14 protein-coding genes are annotated in these 17417 nt (G+C 65.7%); 6 read left to right on the top strand and 8 right to left on the bottom strand.

The genetic code is table 11. From position 1 onward, the window contains the following. Positions 1-2322 (bottom strand): xanthine dehydrogenase subunit XdhA, encoded by a 2322-nt coding sequence (xdhA, locus tag E0E29_RS04925; RefSeq protein WP_130848891.1) that lies wholly within the window; start codon positions 2320-2322, stop codon positions 1-3. A 510-nt stretch (positions 2323-2832) separates the two neighbouring features. Further along, complete coding sequence (arcC, locus tag E0E29_RS04920) at positions 2833-3762, bottom strand: carbamate kinase (protein ID WP_130848890.1); 930 nt, start codon at positions 3760-3762, stop codon at positions 2833-2835. A 190-nt stretch (positions 3763-3952) separates the two neighbouring features. On the opposite strand from arcC, the gene E0E29_RS04915 reads away from it, so the two are divergent. From E0E29_RS04915 to E0E29_RS04895, 5 genes are all read left to right on the top strand, one after another. Further along, complete coding sequence (locus tag E0E29_RS04915) at positions 3953-5428, top strand: pyridoxal-phosphate dependent enzyme (RefSeq protein ID WP_130848889.1); 1476 nt, start codon at positions 3953-3955, stop codon at positions 5426-5428. A 383-nt stretch (positions 5429-5811) separates the two neighbouring features. Further along, entirely contained in the window at positions 5812-7050 is a 1239-nt protein-coding gene (locus E0E29_RS04910; RefSeq protein ID WP_130848888.1) for a threonine synthase, read from the top strand. Between the two features lie 31 nt (positions 7051-7081). Continuing rightward, positions 7082-7441 (top strand): hypothetical protein, encoded by a 360-nt coding sequence (locus tag E0E29_RS04905; RefSeq protein WP_130848887.1) that lies wholly within the window; start codon positions 7082-7084, stop codon positions 7439-7441. A gap of 263 nt (positions 7442-7704) precedes the next feature. Further along, positions 7705-9087, top strand: a complete 1383-nt coding sequence (gene hydA, locus E0E29_RS04900) for a dihydropyrimidinase (protein ID WP_130848886.1) — start codon at positions 7705-7707, stop codon at positions 9085-9087. A 7-nt stretch (positions 9088-9094) separates the two neighbouring features. Next, the gene (locus E0E29_RS04895; protein WP_242622371.1) at positions 9095-9646 is read left to right on the top strand and encodes a nucleotidyltransferase family protein; all 552 of its coding nucleotides are present in this window, start codon (positions 9095-9097) and stop codon (positions 9644-9646) included. Here E0E29_RS04895 and E0E29_RS04890 read toward each other — a convergent pair. Beyond that, a complete protein-coding gene (locus tag E0E29_RS04890) occupies positions 9643-9906 on the bottom strand; it encodes a thioredoxin domain-containing protein (RefSeq protein WP_130848885.1) in 264 nt (87 codons plus the stop codon). The genes E0E29_RS04895 and E0E29_RS04890 overlap by 4 nt on opposite strands. Before the next feature lie 98 nt (positions 9907-10004). Between E0E29_RS04890 and E0E29_RS04885 the strand changes: the two genes are divergently transcribed. Further along, positions 10005-10451 (top strand): nucleoside deaminase, encoded by a 447-nt coding sequence (locus E0E29_RS04885; protein WP_130848884.1) that lies wholly within the window; start codon positions 10005-10007, stop codon positions 10449-10451. Positions 10452-11092: 641 nt separating this feature from the next. Here E0E29_RS04885 and E0E29_RS04880 read toward each other — a convergent pair. From E0E29_RS04880 to E0E29_RS04860, 5 genes are all read right to left on the bottom strand, one after another. Further along, the gene (locus E0E29_RS04880; protein ID WP_130848883.1) at positions 11093-13009 is read right to left on the bottom strand and encodes a M56 family metallopeptidase; all 1917 of its coding nucleotides are present in this window, start codon (positions 13007-13009) and stop codon (positions 11093-11095) included. After that, a complete protein-coding gene (locus tag E0E29_RS04875) occupies positions 12996-13391 on the bottom strand; it encodes a BlaI/MecI/CopY family transcriptional regulator (RefSeq protein WP_165449793.1) in 396 nt (131 codons plus the stop codon). Before E0E29_RS04875 ends, E0E29_RS04880 begins: the two co-directional genes overlap by 14 nt. A gap of 213 nt (positions 13392-13604) precedes the next feature. Continuing rightward, positions 13605-14600 carry an ABC transporter permease gene (locus E0E29_RS04870; RefSeq protein ID WP_130848881.1) on the bottom strand — a complete coding sequence of 332 codons (996 nt, stop codon included), beginning with the start codon at positions 14598-14600 and terminating at the stop codon, positions 13605-13607. After that, the gene (locus tag E0E29_RS04865; protein ID WP_130848880.1) at positions 14597-15685 is read right to left on the bottom strand and encodes an ABC transporter permease; all 1089 of its coding nucleotides are present in this window, start codon (positions 15683-15685) and stop codon (positions 14597-14599) included. Before E0E29_RS04865 ends, E0E29_RS04870 begins: the two co-directional genes overlap by 4 nt. Then, a complete protein-coding gene (locus tag E0E29_RS04860) occupies positions 15678-17273 on the bottom strand; it encodes an ABC transporter ATP-binding protein (protein ID WP_341273097.1) in 1596 nt (531 codons plus the stop codon). The genes E0E29_RS04865 and E0E29_RS04860 overlap by 8 nt, the downstream gene beginning before the upstream one ends. Positions 17274-17417 lie beyond the last annotated feature (144 nt).

Below are 17417 nucleotides of genomic sequence, written 5' to 3'. Positions count from 1 at the left end.
TCATTCCCCCTTTTCGATGAGTCCGGCTTCGGTGAAGGCCTCCACCATGCGCTGGGGATTCATGGGCAGCCGGTGGATGGCCACGCCGGTGGCCTGGAGGACGGCGTTCCGCACGGCGCCCGCCACCGGGATGGCGGGGGGCTCCCCCAGTGCCTTGTTGCCGAAGGGTCCGGAGGGGTCGTCGGTCTCCACGAAGAGGGCGTGGAGCTCCGGGTGGTCCATGGCGGTGGGCAGCTTGTAGTCCAAGAGGTTGCCGTTGAGGAGACGGCCCTTGTCGTCGTACTTCATCTCCTCGCTGAGGGCATAGCCCAGGCCCATGCTCATGCCGCCGTGGACCTGCGCCTCGGCCAGCTTGGGGTTGATGAGCTTGCCCGAGTCGTGGACGTTGACGATGCGCAGCACCTTCACCTTGCCCACGGGGATATCCACCTCCACCTCGGCGAAGCAAGCGCCGAAGGCGAAGGTGTTGTTCTTGCACTGGACGGTCTCCTCGGCGGTGATGTGCTCACAGTGCTTTAGAGAGTAGAAGGCCTCCATGGCCAGGTCGGCCAGACTGAGCACCGCCTCGCCGCTGACCGTGCTCACCACGTCCCGGCTCCGGATGTCCAGGTTGCCCCGGTCCAGGTTGGTGAGCCCGGCGGCGAAGTCCAGCACCTTGGCCCGGAAGGACTCCCCCGCCTTCTTGATGGCCTTGCCGGTGACGTAGGTCTGCCGGGAGGCGTAGGCGCCGGTGTCAAAGGGGGCGGTGTCGGTGTCCTGGAAGGAGACGATGTGTACGTCCTCGGTGGGGATGCCGATGGCCTGGGCGCACATCTGAGAAAAGACGGTGTCACCGCCCTGGCCGATCTCGGTGGCGCCCAGCTGGAGCTGGACGGTGCCGTCCTGGTTGAGGATCACCCGTGCGGAGGCGGTCTCCAGGGAGATGGGCCACACGCCGGTCTTGTAGGAGAAGACCGCCATGCCGATGCCCCGGCGGACCGGCCCCGTCTGGGGCTTGGCGTACTCCGCCCGGAGTTTCTCCCAGTCCATGAACTCTGCGCCCTTGCGGATGCACTCGGCCAGACCAGTGGAATGGCAGGTGATGCCGTTGGTGGGGTCCACGTAGCCCTGGGGCATGATGTTTTTGAGCCGGAAGGCGATGGGGTCCCAGCCCATTTCCCGGGCAATGTCGTCCATGAAGCACTCCCCGGCGAAGTTGCACTGGGGGATGCCGTAGCCCCGCATGGCGCCGGTGGAGCCCAGGTTGGTGTAGACGGTGTAGGCGTCGGACCGGTGGGCGAAGGCGTCGGGGTAGGTCTGGCGGAAGCCGGTGACGGCGTTGGCCACGATGGAGTGGCCGTGGGAGGCGTAGCCGCCCTGGTTGCTCACCGCCCGGCAGGTACGGGCCATGAGGCGCATGCTCTCCGGGTCCACAGCCGCCTTCACGTCGAAGTGGATGGCGTGGCGGGAGCGGGTGTTCTGGAAGGTCTCCTCCCGGGTGAGCTCCAGCTTCACCTTCCGCCCGCCGATCTGGGTGGTGATCCAGGCGTTGAGGGGCTCGTAGAGGACCTCCTGCTTGTTGCCGAAGCCGCCGCCGATGTAGGGCTTGATGACCCGCACCTTGCCCCAGCCGATGCCCAGAGCCTGGCCGATGACCCGGCGCACAATGTGGGGGATCTGTGTGGAGGACACCACCACGATCCGGTCCCCCTCCATCCAGGCGTAGGACACCGGGTTCTCGATGTGGCAGTGCTGGACGGCCTGGGTGTCGATGTGGGCCTCGAAGTGGCGGTAGGCCGGGTCGGCAAAGACCTCGTCCACCCCCCGCCCGCCGGCGCCCGGGGTCAGAACGTCAAAGCAGGTGTGCCGGAGGATGTTGTCCGGGTGCTCGTCGTGGATGGCCACCGCCCCCGGGGCCATGGCCGCCTCCGGGTCGGTGTAGACGGGGTACTCCTCATAGGTCACCTGGATGGCCTTCAGGGCGTGCTCGGCGGCAATCTCGTCCTCCGCCACCACCACAGCGATATCCTCCCCGTAGATGCGCACCCGCCGGGCCAGGAGCTTCCGGTCGGCCACGTCCTGGTGGGCGGCCTCCACGCTCCAGGGATGGCCGGGGGTGGGATACTGGATGTCCGGTACGTCAAAGCAGGTGAGGATCTTCACCACGCCGGGCACCTTTTGGGCCTCGGTGAGGTCCATCTCCTTCACCACGCCGTTGGCGATGGTGCTGTGGAGGATCCTGGCCACCAGGACCCCCTGGCCCCGGAGATCGTCGGTATATTTCGCCCGGCCGGTCACCTTGTCCAAGGCATCCACCCGGTGGATACTTCTTCCAATTTCCACAAAAGTACACCTCCTGTCATGGGCATTATATCTCAATTCCAACAAAAAAGAAAGAGGAAAGGCGGAATCGCCCTCCCTCTTTGGAAGCAAATGATTTGGGTGCGCCGGAGCAGTACCACCCGCGCCGCAGCAGCGACAACACCAGTCAGCGCCACCACGTCCCGGTACCCACCCACGCAGGCGGCGAAAAAATTGAGGATAGGACCACAGCTTCTCCCTGTTCCGCCGACGGAGTCACCTGTGGACGGTGCTGGACCTCTATGGGGGCGTAAAGACGGGCCGCTGGATTCCTATTTGGGACCACTCAACCCGCACGGGAGCCCCTTTTTCTTTGGATTCCAAAAACCATTCTTTTCCAGCAGGGAAAAAAATGGTCTTTGACCGTCTCCCCCGTCCTTTCACGTCACAGAAAAGCAAGGAAACGAGACGGAATACCACGCCGCAAGGCTCCCCCTCATCCGCCCCAGTGTGCGCACTGGGGCACCTTCCCCCAGGGGAAGGCTTTTTATGTTATCCGATGGTGGTCCCCGCCTGGCCCCGGAGGGCGTCGGCGGCGTGGGAGAGGTCGGTAATGACACAGCGCCGGCCCGGCCCCGACTGGGCGAACTCCGCCCCGGCGGCCACCTTGGGGCCCATGGACCCGGCGGCAAACTCCCCCCGGGCCAGGTACTCCCGGGCCACCGGCACCGTCATGTGGGTGAGCTGGCGCTGGTTGGGCTTTCCGTAGTGGACGGACACCCCGGCCACACCGGTGAGGATGAGGAGGACCTGGGCGTCCAGCTCCCGGGCCAGCAGGGCGGCGGTGAAGTCCTTGTCCACCACGGCCCCCACCCCTTTGAGGGCGTTGCCCTGGGCCGCCACGGGGATACCGCCCCCGCCGCCGGCCACCACCACGGTGCCGTGGTCCAGCAGGGTGCGGATGCTCTCCAGCTCCACCACCCGTTTGGGCCGGGGGGAGGCCACCGCCCGCCGCCAGCCCCGGCCGGCGTCCTCCATCACCGGGTTCCCCCGGCGGGCCATCTCTTTGGCCTCGGCCTCGGTGAGGAAGGTGCCGACGGGCTTGTCGGGATGGTCGAAGGCGGGGTCGGCGGGGTCCACCTCCACCTGGGTCAGGAGGGTGACCACCGGCCGGTTCAGACCCCGGCGGAGGAGCTCCTCCCCCAGGGCGTTCTGGAGGTCGTAGCCGATGTAGCCCTGGGCCATGGCGGTACACACCGACAGGGGGGCCATGGGATGGTCGGGGTCGGTGCGGGAGAGGCCGGTCATGGCGGCGCTGATGAGGCCGATCTGGGGTCCGCTGCCGTGGACCAGCACCACCTGGTCGCCCCCCTGGATGAGTCCGGCCAGCACCCTAGCGGTCTCCTCCGCCGCCCGGCGCTGCTCCGGCAGGGTCGCCCCCAGAGCGTTGCCCCCGATGGCGGCCACGATCCGTCTGCCCATGGCTGTCTCCCCCTCTCCACTGTCGTTCTTACTCCCATCATACCACGCCCCGCCGCCTTGTCAATGTTTTTCCGCCGCCGTCCAAAGTTTGACCTTTCCCCTTGATTTCTCCCCTTGGTATGTTATGATGGAGTCACCAACATCACCCGGGACGGCCGGCAGCCGCCCACGACGAAGGAGGCTTTTTGTCATGATCAATCTCACCCTCCACCCCGACGCCCTGGCCCGGAACATCCAGAAAGCCCGGGAGAACGGGGTGGTCATCCCCACCTACCAGCAGATGAAGCACCCGGAGACCGTGCCCGGCAAGATCCAGGACCGGCTGCGCCACGTGGGCCTGTGGGATGTGGACCCCCTCAACCTCTTCCGCATCACCTGGAAGAACGAGGCCAAGGCCACCGGCGGCCTCTACCAGGCCGTGCCCAACTACATCGAGCTGCCCTCCGCCCTCACCGGCGTTCCCGCCCGCATCGTCTGCCTGGTGGGCAAGTGGTTCCCCACCGGCTGCCACAAGGTGGGCGCCTCCTACGGCTGCCTGGTGCCCCGGCTGGTCACCGGCCAGTTCGACGCCACCGCCGACCACGCCGTCTGGCCCTCCACCGGCAACTACTGCCGGGGCGGCGCCTTCAACTCCAAGCTGCTGGCGGTGGACTCGGTGGCCATCCTCCCCGAGGGCATGAGCCGGGAGCGCTTTGACTGGCTCAAGTCCATCGCCGGCGAGGTCATCGCCACCCCCGGCTGCGAGTCCAACGTGAAGGAGATCTTCGACAAGGCCAACGAGCTCAAGCAGCAGCCCCACATGATGGTCTTCAACCAGTTCGAGGAGATGGGCAACCACCTCTGGCACTACCAGGTCACCGGCGACGCCATCGCCACCGTCTTTGAGCACCTGAAAGGCCCCGGCGACCACATGGCGGGCGCCTGCTTCACCTCCGGCTCCGCCGGCACCATCGGCTGCGGCGACTACCTCAAAGAGGTCTACCCCACCATGAAGCTGGCCGTGGGCGAGGCCCTCCAGTGCCCCACCCTCCTCAACAACGGCTTCGGCGGCCACCGCATCGAGGGCATCGGCGACAAGCATGTGCCCTGGATCCACGACGTGAAGAACACCGACATGGTCATCGCCATCGACGACGAGGACTCCCAGCGGCTGCTGCGGCTCTTCAACGACCCCGCCGGTCTCCGCTACCTGAAGGAAGAGGCCGGGGTGAACGACGAGACCATTTCCAAGCTGTCCTGGCTGGGCATCAGCGGCATCGCCAATGTGCTCTGCTGCATCAAGATGGCCAAGTACTACGAGTTTACCGGCAAGGACCTGGTGTTCACCGTCCTCACCGACTCCGCCGATATGTACGGCTCCCGCATCCAGGAGCTGGCCGAGGAGTACGGCCCCTACGATGCCAAGGCGGCGGCGGTGGACCACAACCTCCACATGCTGGGCCTGCGGACCGACTCCATGGAGGAGCTTACCTACCCCGCCCGGAAGCGGGTCCACAACCTCAAGTACTACACCTGGGTGGAGCAGCAGGGCCGCACCGTGGAGGAGCTGGACGCCCTCTGGTACGACACCGAGCACACCTGGGACGCCGTCCACCACCAGGCCGACGCCCTGGACGAACTCATCAACGCCTTCAACGAGGAGAGCGGCGTCCTGAAGAGCCTGTAAGGGATCGGCGCTGCAAAGGGAATACCAGGCAGCGGCGCCACGTCCCGACACCCACCCACGCAGGCGGCGAAAAAAGTGGGGATAAAACCACGGCCTTTCCCTGTTCCACCGGCGGAGTCTCCTGTGGACGGTGCCGGTGCTGGGCGGGGGCGTAAAGCCGGGCCGCCGGATTCCTATTTGGAGCCACCTAACCCGCTTGGAAGCCCCTTTTTCTTTGGATTCCAAAAACCGTTCTTTTTCCAGCAGGGAAAAAGAAATGGTCTTTGAAACCGTCTCTCCCGTCCTTTTCCGTAACAGAAAGCAATGGTCCGGGACGTGGTTTGGCGCGTCTGGGAAGCCGCGCCCCACGGAGAAGAATGACCCCACCACCAAGGAGGTGTCCCATGAAATACGTCCTGGGCGCCAAGTGCACCCGCTGCGGCGCGGAGTACGAGGCCCTTCCAACGATCACAACCTGTAAATGCGGCGGTATATTAGACATTCAGTATTCATATTCCGCCATCCGTGACCACTTTTCCCCCGCCGATCTGGAGCAAACCCGGGATTGGTCCATGTGGCGGTACCGGCCCTTCCTGCCGGTGGAGGAGGACTCCCCCGCCCCGCCCCTGCGGGTGGGCTGGTCCCCTCTCTATAAGGCCGACCGGCTGGCCGGGGTCCTGGGCTTAAAGACCCTCTACATCAAGGACGACGGTCAGAACCCCACCGCCTCTTTGAAGGACCGTGCCTCCGCCATGGCGGTGGTCAAGGCCCGGGAGGCCGGGGCCGACACCATCGCCTGCTCCTCCACCGGCAACGCCGCCTCCTCCCTGGCGGGCAACGCCGCGGCGGCGGGGCTTTCCACCTACATCTTCGTCCCCAGCCGCGCCCCCAAGGGCAAGGTGGCCCAGCTCATGATCTTCGGCGCCACCGTCATCAGCGTGGACGGCTCCTATGAGGACACCTTTGCCCTCTCCAAGGCCGCCATCGACCGCTGGGGCTGGTACAACCGCAACGCCGCCATCAACCCCTACCTCTCCGAGGGCAAAAAGACCGTGAGCTTCGAGCTCATGGAGCAGCTCCACTGGCAGGTCCCCGACTATGTGGCCCTCTCCGTGGGGGACGGCTGCACCATCGCCGGGGTGTGGAAGGGTCTCAAGGACCTCTACGAGACCGGCTTCATCGACCGCCTGCCCAAACTTCTCTCCGTCCAGGCGGAGGGCTGCTGCCCCTTAAACCGCGCCCTCCAGACCGGGGAGCCCTGGTCGCCCATGGAGGAGAATACCCTGGCCGACTCCATCGCCGTGGGCGTGCCCCGGAACGCCGACAAGGCTTTGAACGCCGTCCGGGAGTCGGGTGGCATTGCCGTCAACGTGTCCGACGAGGAGATTCTGGAGGCCATGCGCCTTCTGGGCCGGACCCAGGGGGTCTTTGGTGAGCCCGCCGGGGTCACTGGCACCGCCGGGGTGAAAAAGACCCTGGAGCTGGGACTCATCGATCCTGATTCCACCGTGGTGAGCATCGTCACAGGCAACGGCCTTAAGGACGTGGCCAACGGCATCAGGGCCGCCGGGGAGCCCATGCTGGTCCGCCCCGACCTGGACGCCCTCCTCTCCGCCTTCGACGCCCGGAATATCCGTCCCTGACCCACAAACTGAGAAAAGAGAGGTCCTTCCCATGTCCACGTCTCCCGTCTCCGGCGCGGCCAAAACCGCCGCCCGTCTCTACCCCGTGGTCACCATCCTGGCCCTGGTCCTCAGCTTCGTCCTCTTCATCGCCGGCGACGGCGGCTCCCTTACCCGGACCGTGGTCTTCATGGTGTGGCTGGCCCTGCTGGTCTACTCCCTCATCCGGGTCCTCAGCGACGTCCTCTCCGGTCAGCACAAGAAGGAGCAGAGCTTTCAGAACACTCTGGACGCCTTCGTCCAGAACACCGGCAGCGCCCAGAAGGCCATGGCCTACTTCACCGTCATGGAGGTGGTCTCCTCCGTGCTGAAGCTGGCCGTCCCTGTGGTGCTGTGGGCCATTTTCCGCTGAATTTTCCCGAGAAGCTGTAACGAAGTGCCGCGCGCACGGGCTTCCATTTTGACGGCACAGTCAGGATGGGAGCCCGTTTGTTTTGCTATGCAAAAGCATAGCAAAATTAGCCATGTGCCGCTTTTAGCGGCACGGCCATTCAATCACAGCGCGTGGGCCGGGACGGCCCACATGCGCAAAAACTTCATGCGCCCCGGCGTTTGCCTGTTTTCGTGGCGCATCCTGGGCGCATGAAGTTTCACACTGAAAAGGAGGTCATTCCTATGTCTATCCTCATCCGGAACGGCACCCTGGTGCTGCCCGAGGGTCCCGTCCAGGCCGACCTGCGCATGGACGGCGGCAAGATCACCCAGATCGGTCCCCACCTGCCCGCCGGAGACTCCCAGGTGGTGGACGCCGCCGGGAAGCTGGTCTTCCCCGGCTTCATTGACACCCACACCCACTTCGAGATGAACAAGGGCCTGCCCAACGAGACGGCCGACGACTGGCGGACCGGCTCCATGGCCGCCCTGGCCGGGGGCACCACCACGGTGCTGGACTTCGCCGAGAGCCAGCGGGGCTGCTCCCTGGCCTCCGCCCTGGAGACCTGGCATGGTCGGGCCGACGGGGTGGCCAGCTGCCACTACGGCTTCCACATGACCATCAAGGACTGGGACCCCCGCATCAAAGCCGAGCTGAAGGACATGACCGCCGCCGGGGTCACCTCCTACAAGGTCTACATGGCCTATGACAACCTGCGCCTCTCCGACGGGGTCATCTACGAGGTCCTGAAGGCCACGGCGGCGGAGGGGGCCGTGGTGGGCTGCCACTGTGAAAACGGCGATCTGGTGACCAAGGGCATCGCCGCACAGAAGGCGGCGGGCAATCTGGGCACCGAGGCCCACCCCCTGTCCCGTCCCCCCCTGGTGGAGGCCGAGGCGGTGAGCCGCTATCTCTCCATCGCCGAGCTGGCGGGGGTGCCGGTGAACATCGTCCACCTCTCCACCCGCCGGGGCCTGGAGGCCGTCCGGGCAGCCCGTGCCCGGGGTCAGAAGCTCTACGTGGAGAGCTGCCCCCAGTACCTCCTCCTGGACGACAGCCTGTACAGCCTCCCCGACTTTGAGGGTGCCAAGTACGTCTTCTCCCCCCCCGCCCGGAGCAAGGACGACCAGGCGGCCCTGTGGGAGGGCATCGCCGCCGGGGACATCGACACCATGGGCACCGACCACTGCTCCTTCGACTTCCACGGGGTGAAGGAGCTGGGCCGGGAGGACTTCTCAAAAATCCCCAACGGCCTGCCCGGCGTGGAGCACCGCCCCGCCCTCATGTACCACTTCGGGGTGGGCCAGGGCCGGATGACGGTCAGCGACCTGGTGCGGCTCCTGGCGGAGCAGCCCGCCAAGCTCTTCGGCATGTGGCCGCAAAAGGGCTGCCTGGCCGTAGGCAGCGACGCCGACGTGGTCATCTTTGACCCCGCCCGCACCTGGACCATCACCGCCAAGGAGCAGGTCCAGGCGGTGGACTACACCCCCTACGAGGGCATGACCCTCACCGGCAAGCCCGAGGCCGTCTTCCTCAGCGGAGCCCTGGCCGCCCGGGACGGCAAGGTAGTCCTGGAGGGGCAGGGCCAGTTCGTCCGCCGGGGTCCCAGCCAGTTCTGGCGGTAAGGTCCAAATGAAGATCGCCTGCATCCTGCTGGCCTCCGGCTTTGGCCGGCGGTACGGCGGCAACAAGCTCCTTGCCCTGTGGGAGGGCGTCCCCCTCTACCGCCGGGCCTTTGCCGCCCTGCCCCCCGCCCTCTTCTCCTCGGCGGTGGTCACCAGCCAGTACGGCCAGATCCTGGTGGACGCCGCCAGGGAAGGCTATCTGCCCATACAAAACTGCCACCCCTGGGAAGGGGTGGCAGCGGGCATCCGTCTGGGGCTTCAGGCGGCGTGGCACAGTGACGGGGCCCTGTTTGCCGTCTGTGACCAGCCAAATCTGACTACGGATAGTATCATCAAGCTATTAAATGCCTTTCAGGAGTCGCCGGACCGCATCCACGCCCTGGCCTTCCAGGGGAAAAAGGGCAACCCGGTGGTCTTTCCCAAGGCCCTCTACCCCGAGCTCATGGCCCTCAGCGGGGACACCGGCGGCAGCGCCGTCATCCGGGCCCACCGGGACCTCCTCACCCTCACCGAGGTTTCCGACCCCGCCGAACTGGTGGATGTGGACACCCCCGGTTAGCCCTCCGCCGCCAGACGGAAGACCTGCTCCACGTCGCACTTCTCGGCGTGGCCCTCGTGGACCTTTTGGCCGCCCACGTAGTAGGTGGGCACATAATAGTAGTCGTAGGTGTCGGCCAGAGCAGCCTCCCTGGACTCGTCCACCATTTGGAAGGGGATGTCCTTCCACGCCGGGTGCTCCGCCAGCAGCTCCTCCTGGAACCGGAGGGCCAGCTTGCAGTGTGGGCAGCCGGGCAAATAAAAGAGCAGAATGTCCTTCATGTTTTTTCTCCTTTGCGCGGGGGCTTTCCGCCCCTCTCCTCTCATCATACCCGGTTCGGGCGCCCAATACAAGCCCAGCCGCAGAAAGGGGGCGTCCCATGACGCCGGAACAGTATATGACCCGGGCCCTGGAGCTGGCCCAGCGTGCCCTGGAGACGGGGGACGTGCCGGTGGGCTGCGTGGTGGCCGACCGGGACGGGACCGTCATCGGGGAGGGCTGGAACCGCCGGGAGGCCAACAGCGACGCCCTGGCCCACGCCGAGGTGGAGGCCATCCGCGCGGCCTGCGCCCACCGGGGAGGCTGGAACCTCCACGGCTGCTCCCTCTACGTCACTCTGGAGCCCTGCCCCATGTGCGCCGGGGCCATCGTCAACGCCCGCATCGACCGGGTGTATTACGGCGCCAAGGACGACAAGGCGGGCTGCTGCGGCTCCGTGCTCAACCTCTTCATGGAGGACTTCAACCACCACCCCCGGGTCTACGGCGGCATCCTGAAGGAGCCCTGCGCCGCCCTCCTGCGGCGGTTCTTTGAGCGTCTTCGGTAGGTTTCACAAATTTGTAACATCTGTGGCCTTCTTTTGTAACAATCTACTGGTATCATCACAATCAGCAAGAGACGATTCTTCTTTTCATTCTATCCTCCGATCCGGGAAGAGAGCGGCGGTCACCCCGCCGCTCTTTTTCTATGTCCACCAGATTACACGAACTTTACAGCAAACCGGAAAGATTTAATCTTCTTGTAACAATTGAGGATTTGATTGTTAACAACTCTACGGTACTATAATACTCGCAAGAGACAGTTTCTTTTCATTTCATTGTATCCTCTTTCCTTTTGGCAGGGGCCGGACGTCAGGAGCAGGCGTCCGGTTTTTGCTGTCTATGGGCAAAACGAAGGCGGCCTCCGGAGCGGACGCCTGTCGACAAAGTCGACAGGCTCTCTCAAAAATGCAAGCATTTTTTCGAAGAGATGCAGCCCGCTGCGTCGCACTCGCTACGCTCGCACGCTTGCGGGCTGAGCAGAGTTTTTTCCGAGGCACATGTCCCCGGAAAAACAGATTGAACTTGATTCCGTCATCTGCGGATGACGGAACTCTGCGAGGCTCTTGTACAAAATCCGGCGTATAGACACTTTTTTGACAAGCTGAGGCGGCCTCCGGAGCAGACGCTCCGGAGGCCGCCTTTTTGCTCAGTCGGGCTGGACGCCCGTCCACCAGATCCAGGGGGAGGTGCGGTCGGTGTCCTGCTCCAGAGTCAGGGACAGGGTGAGGGTGACGTACCCCTCCAGCTCCCCCGTGCCCAGGGCGCAGGCATCGGCGCCGTACTGGCCCGTACAGAAGGCCATGGCCCCCTCCGTCCCCCAGATGGGCCGGAAGGCCAGCTCCACCCGGAATGAGAGGGTGTCCGCCGTCTGGCTGAGGAGGGTGACGTTCCCCACCCGGACGTCGTCGGCCTTGAGGGGGTGGCCGTTGTTGGGAGCGGTGAGGAAGTGCTCGCCGTACCACGCCGCCCACGTCTCCCCCGCCTCCTGGCAGGAGGCCGCCGTGTCATCCTCCACGTTGACGTTCATGTCCCAGGGCAGGTTATTGGCCCACAGCGCCAGCTGCTCCGCCGTCCAGGTTTCCGGTTCTCCCGGCGGCAGGGTGTTCCAGCTGGGGCTGCTGCCCCGGTCGTGCCACCGGCCGTCCCCGTTGGCCTCACAGATGACACTCACATGGTACTGAAGGAGCACATAGCCGGCGAAGTCCCCGGTGCCCTGTGGGACGCCGCCCCGAAAGAGGGGCTCCACCGCCTGGATGCCCCCCACGGGCTGGATGGCCAGGGTCACCCAGGTGTCGGCGTAGCGGTTTTTCCCGGTGGAGTCTACCACGCTGGCATAGAATCCGTCGTCCTCCCCGGCGCCGCCCAGGATGCCGTTGCCCTTGCCGTAAAAGACATTGGGCACCACCCACACGTCGCTGGCCTTCCAGGGGTTGCCCTCCGGCAGAGCGTAGAACTGCTGGCCGTAGGCCGACATCCAGCGGATGAGGACTTCGGCTTCATAGGAGCGCTGGCTACCGGTCCAGTCGAAGTCGGGGATGGTGACGGCGGTGGGGTCCAGGGCGGCCACGGTGAGGGTAGGGTCGGGCTGGACCTGCCGGGGCAGGTAGTCGTTGCCGCTCTGGGCGGCGGTGGTGAAGGCCGCCGTCCCCACCAGCAGGGACAGGGCCAGAGTCAGGGACACCGCCAGCTTTGAAATCTTTTTGGGGCTTGTCATGGAGGTCACCCTTTCCATCAGTTCTTGTTTCCCCGCCCCCATGGAGGTGGCGGAGAGGAGAAGTCCGCCGGGGCGGGCGGCATGGGCGGCCAGAGTCACCAGGGTGCGGCCGTAGGGGATGCGCTCACCCTCTCCCAGGCGTTTGACCGCCGCCGCGTCACAGGCCAATTCGCAGTCCCGGCGGGAGAGGACGGCGGACACCCACACCAGGGGGTGGAACCACCACAGGGTGAGGCAGAGCCCCCGGAGGAGGGCCCAGAAATTGTCCCCGTGGGCGCGGTGGCACAGCTCGTGAGTGAGGGCGTGGCGGCAGGCCGCGGGGTCGTCGGCCACGCCGGGCGGTAAATAGATGGCGGGGCGGAAGAGCCCCGCCAGGCAGGGGCCCGGCAGGTCTGCCACCACATATACCGGCGCGGGACAGTCCGGCCGGGCACAGGGGACCCGGTCCCGCCGCAGGCGGCGGTAGAGCCGCACGTTCCCCACCAGGAACCAGCCTCCCACGGCGGCGGCGCCGGTGAGCCACAGGGCAAAGCACACCTGCCCCACAGTGAGGGCGGGGGCGGTCTCCGCCGCCTCCGGCGGCGCGGTGGTCTGGGCCGGGGCGGTCTCCCCCTCCTGCTGCTCCTCCGGCAGGGTCTGGACGGTCTGGGTCACCGGCGTGGGGGCCACCTCCTCCGCCAACCGGGCGGGCCACACCGCCAGCCGCCCCGGCACTAGCAGGCGCAGGGCAACCAGCAGCCACAGGGCATACCGGCCCAGGGCGGGGATGCGCCGCCCCAGGGTATGGCGCAGGAGGAGCACGGTCAGGATCACCGCCGTGGCCCACAGGATGTGTTCAGGGACGGTCACGGCCGCTCCCCCCTTCCGCCCGGTCCAGGATGTCCATGAGGGTGCGGACGTCCTCCTCGGAGAGCCCTTTGGTGTCCACCATGGTGCTCACCAGGCCGCCCAGGCTCCCGGCAAAGACCCGGTCCAAAAACCGCTGGGCCTCCTGCCGCCGGGCCTCCTGCCGGGGACAGGCGGGCTCGTACACCCTGGCCCGGCCGGCCTCGTGGTAGGTCACCGCCCCCTTCTTCTCCATGCGGTTGAGGAAGGAGATCACCGTGTGCTTGCCCCACCCGGTCTCCCCCTCCAGCGCCGCCGTCAGCTGGGCGATGGTCTGGCCGCCGTGGTCCCACAGGGCCTCCATCACCCGCCACTCCGACGCCGTCAGACTGATGGGCTCCTCCATGCGCCGCACCTCCTTGGTAAGCATTTGTCTACCTTGAGCATAGCACAGAGGTAGACAGTTGTCAACCTGTTTGGGAGACGGCCCCTATCCCCCAGCTTTGCGGCGTGGTGCCATAGGCGCGTCTTGGAAGCCGCACCCCACATGTACGGATTTACAGGACATGAAAAAGCGGTCCGCCGATTGGCGGACCGCTTCTTTGTACCATATTTGCCCTTACCGGTCCTCCCGGAAGTAGGCGTTGCCCAACGAAGCCGGAGGCTGGTTTTCCCGCTTCTTGCGCATGCTGACGGCCACCAGGACGATGACGGTGACCACATAGGGCAGGATCTTGTAGAGCTGGCTGGGGATGAAGGGGAGCTGAAGGCGCATGTAGAGGATCATGAGGGCGCCGAAGAGGATGGAGCCCCAGATGGCGTTGAGGGGCCGCCATAGGCAGAAGATGACCAGCGCCACGGCCAGCCAGCCCTCGCCGGAGAGGCCCTCGTGGTTCCACACGCAGCCGGCGATGGTCATGATGTAGACCATGCCGCCGATGGCCGAGATACCGCCGCCGATGATGGTGGCCAGGTACTTGTAGCGGGTGATGTTGATGCCAGCGGCGTCGGCGGTGGCGGGGGACTCGCCCACGGAGCGCAGGTGTAGACCGGCGCGGCTGCGGGTGAGGAACCAGGCCATGGCCACGGCGATGGCCACCCCCACGTAGACGAAGATGTTATAGCCAAAAATGAGGGGACCCACCACGGGCAGCTGACGCAGGGCCGCCGGGAAGGGGGAATTGGCAAAGACGTCTTTGAGGGAGTTGCTGATGGCCACGTAGCCGCCGGCGCTCACCCGCATGTACTCGCCGATGAACTGTCCGGCGCCGGTGCCGAAGATGGCCAGGGCCAGGCCGGTGACGTTCTGGTTGGCCCGGAGGGAGATGGTGAGGAAGGCGTAGATGAGGGCGCCGAAGGCACCGGCCAGGAAGGCGAAGAGGATGGCCAGCACCACGGCCACGATGCCGTTGGCGCTTCCGCCGGCGGCCTGCTCGTAGTAGAAGGCCGCCCCCAGGCCCAGGGCGCCGCCCATGTACATCATGCCCTCCACGCCCAGGTTCAGGTTGCCCGCCTTTTCCGACAGGATCTCGCCCACGGTGCCGAAGAGGAGGGGCGTGCCGTTGAGGACGGCGGCACTGATGAGAAGGACCAGGAAGCTCTGATTGATGCTCATGCGCCGGTCACCTCCTTGTGGTGACCCCGGAGGATCACCCGGTAATTGATGAAGAACTCACAGCCCAGCATGCAGAAGAGGATGATGCCGGTGATGATGTCGGAGATGGAGGCGGGCACCTGCATCTGGGTCTGGAGGGTGGCGGCGCCCTTCTCCAGCACGGCCAGGAGGGCGGAGATGCCCACCATGGCGAAGGGGTTGAGCTGGGCCAGCCAGGCCACGGTGATGGCGGTGAAGCCCACCCCGGCGGCCACCCCGGAGTGGAGGGTGTTGTCGGCGCCGGAGGAGACGATGAAGCCCACCAGGCCGGAGATGGCGCCCGAGAGGAACATGGTCCGCATGACGATGCGCCCCACGTTCATGCCGGCGTAGCGGGCGGTGTTCTCGCTCTCGCCCACCACGGCGATCTCATAGCCCTGCTTGGTGTACTTCATGTAGAAGTACATGAGGACGGTGAGGGCCAGCACGATGATCCAGCCGCAGTGGACCCCCAGCACCTTGGGGAGGACGGCGGCGTCATCGTACTGGGGGATGATCTGGGAGCCGGGACGGCCCTCCCAGGGGCCGCCCTGGAGCCAGTTGACGATGCCGATGGCGATGTAGTTCATCATGAGGGTGAAGAGGGTCTCGTTGGTGCCCCACCGGGTCTTGAAGAAGGCGGGGATGAGGGCCCAGATGCCGCCGAAGAGGGCGCCGGCGATGGCCATGACCACCAGCAGCACCGGCCCGGGCAGCCTGTCGGCCCAGAAGAGGGCGAAGTAGGCGGCGCCCACGGCGCCGGCGGTGATCTGGCCCTCGGCGCCGATGTTCCAGAACTTCATCTTGAAGCAGGGGGCGATGGCCAGGGCGGTACCCAGCAGGGGGATGGCGATGCGCACCGTCTGGCGGATGGCCGTCTTTTTGCCCAGGGAGCCGGTGAGGATGGTGCCGTAGGCCGAGATGGGGTTATTGCCGATGAGGAGAAAGACGACGGCGCCGATGAGGATGGCCACCACGAAGGCGGCCGCCCGGATGGCCCACATCTTTCCCCGGGACATGCCGTCCCGCTTGGCCAGCCGGATGAGGGGGGTATTGGCTTCATGCATGGTCTTCCGCCTCCTTTCCGCCGCCCACGTGGGTCATGAGGAGACCCACTTCCTCCTTGGTGGCGGTGCGGCCGTCCACCACGCCGGAGACCCGGCCTCCGCAGAGGACCAGGATGCGGTCACACAGCTCCAGCAGCACGTCCAGGTCCTCGCCCACCATGAGGACGGCCACTCCCTTCATCTTCTGCTCGTTGAGGAGGCGGTAGATGGTGTAGGAGGAGTTGATATCCAGGCCCCGGACGGGATAGGCTGTCATGAGCACCGTGGGGCTGGAGGCGATCTCCCGGCCCACCAGCACCTTTTGCACGTTGCCGCCGGAGAGCCGCCGCACCGGAGTACCCACACCGGGGGTGACGATCTCCAGCTCCTGGATGAGCTTCTCGGCCAGGGCCTTGGGGGGCTTCCGGTCCACGAAGGGGCCGGGGTGCTCCTTGTAGGTCTTGAGCATCATGTTGTCCACCAGGCCCATGCCGCCCACCAGGCCCATGCCCAGCCGGTCCTCGGGCACGAAGGCCAGGGAGACGCCGATCTTCTGGATCTGAGTGGGGGTCTTCCCCACCAGCTCCTCCCCCGCCTTGTCCACCGGCACATGCTTGCCGGCGATGTCGCTCTTGGGGTGGGGCGGATAGTAGAAGATGTGGCCCGACTCCGCCTTCTGGAGCCCGGCGATGGCCTCCAGCAGCTCCTTCTGGCCCGAGCCGGCGATGCCGGCGATGCCCAGTATCTCGCCGCCCATGGCCTGGAAGCTCACGTCGGTGAGGGCGGGCACCCCGTCGCTGCCCAGGCAGTTGAGGCCCTTCACCTCCAGCCGCAGGTCGTGGTACTTGGCCTCCGGCCGGTCGATGTTCAGGCTCACCGCATGGCCCACCATCATCTCGGTGAGCTTCTGGGGGTCGGTATCGGCGGTGTTCACCGTGCCGATGTACTTGCCCTTGCGCAGCACCGCCACCTTGTCGGAGATGGCCATGACCTCGTGGAGCTTGTGGGTGATGATGACGATGGCCTTGCCGTCGGCCTTCATGGCCCGCAGGATGTCAAAGAGGCGGTCGGTCTCCTGGGGGGTGAGCACCGCCGTGGGCTCGTCCAGGATGAGGATGTCGGCACCGCGGTAAAGCACCTTGACGATCTCCACCGTCTGCTTCTCCGACACCGACATGTCGTAGATCTTCTTGTCCGGGTCGATGCCGAAGCCGTACTTGTCGCTGATCTCCCGCACCTTGCGGGCAATCTCCTTCCGGTCCAGCTTCTTTCCGTCGTGGAGGCCCAGGACGATGTTCTCCGCGGCGGTGAACACGTCCACCAGCTTGTAGTGCTGGTGGATCATGCCGATGCCGTGGTCGTAGGCGTCCTTGGGGGAGCGGATGGCGATGGGCTTCCCCTCCATGAGGATCTCGCCCTCGTCGGGCAGGTAGATCCCCGAGAGCATGTTCATGAGCGTGGTCTTGCCGCTGCCGTTCTCCCCCAGCAGGGAGAGGATCTCCCCCCGGTCCAGGGCCAGGTCGATGTGGTCGTTGGCCACCACCTTGGCGCCGAAGCGCTTGGTGATGCCCCGCAGCTCAATGGCGTGGACAGTTTCCAAGGCTGTCATCCTTTCTCCCGTCTCCGTGACGGCCGTTTCTCAATTCCATTATACCGGAGGCCCCTCCCCGGAACAAGTCCCGGGGGCGGAAAACTTCGCCCTCCAGGTCCTTCCCCCTGGAAGGGGGAAGGTGGCATTTGCGGAGCAAATGAC

It is taken from the genome of Intestinimonas timonensis, from assembly GCF_900626145.1.
Taxonomy (GTDB): domain Bacteria; phylum Bacillota; class Clostridia; order Oscillospirales; family Oscillospiraceae; genus Intestinimonas; species Intestinimonas aquisgranensis.
This window is presented reverse-complemented; position numbering and strand designations above follow the sequence as displayed.

Excerpts from the sequence above, each read along its gene's own strand:
- arcC (WP_130848890.1), bottom strand. The coding sequence starts at position 3,762 with ATGGGCAGACGGATCGTGGCCGCCATCGGGGGCAACGCTCTGGGGGCG.
- E0E29_RS04915 (WP_130848889.1), top strand. The coding sequence starts at position 3,953 with ATGATCAATCTCACCCTCCACCCCGACGCCCTGGCCCGGAACATCCAG.
- E0E29_RS04910 (WP_130848888.1), top strand. The coding sequence starts at position 5,812 with ATGAAATACGTCCTGGGCGCCAAGTGCACCCGCTGCGGCGCGGAGTAC.
- E0E29_RS04905 (WP_130848887.1), top strand. The coding sequence starts at position 7,082 with ATGTCCACGTCTCCCGTCTCCGGCGCGGCCAAAACCGCCGCCCGTCTC.
- hydA (WP_130848886.1), top strand. The coding sequence starts at position 7,705 with ATGTCTATCCTCATCCGGAACGGCACCCTGGTGCTGCCCGAGGGTCCC.
- E0E29_RS04895 (WP_242622371.1), top strand. The coding sequence starts at position 9,095 with ATGAAGATCGCCTGCATCCTGCTGGCCTCCGGCTTTGGCCGGCGGTAC.
- E0E29_RS04890 (WP_130848885.1), bottom strand. The coding sequence starts at position 9,906 with ATGAAGGACATTCTGCTCTTTTATTTGCCCGGCTGCCCACACTGCAAG.
- E0E29_RS04885 (WP_130848884.1), top strand. The coding sequence starts at position 10,005 with ATGACGCCGGAACAGTATATGACCCGGGCCCTGGAGCTGGCCCAGCGT.
- E0E29_RS04875 (WP_165449793.1), bottom strand. The coding sequence starts at position 13,391 with ATGGAGGAGCCCATCAGTCTGACGGCGTCGGAGTGGCGGGTGATGGAG.
- E0E29_RS04870 (WP_130848881.1), bottom strand. The coding sequence starts at position 14,600 with ATGAGCATCAATCAGAGCTTCCTGGTCCTTCTCATCAGTGCCGCCGTC.
- E0E29_RS04865 (WP_130848880.1), bottom strand. The coding sequence starts at position 15,685 with ATGCATGAAGCCAATACCCCCCTCATCCGGCTGGCCAAGCGGGACGGC.
- E0E29_RS04860 (WP_341273097.1), bottom strand. The coding sequence starts at position 17,273 with ATGACAGCCTTGGAAACTGTCCACGCCATTGAGCTGCGGGGCATCACC.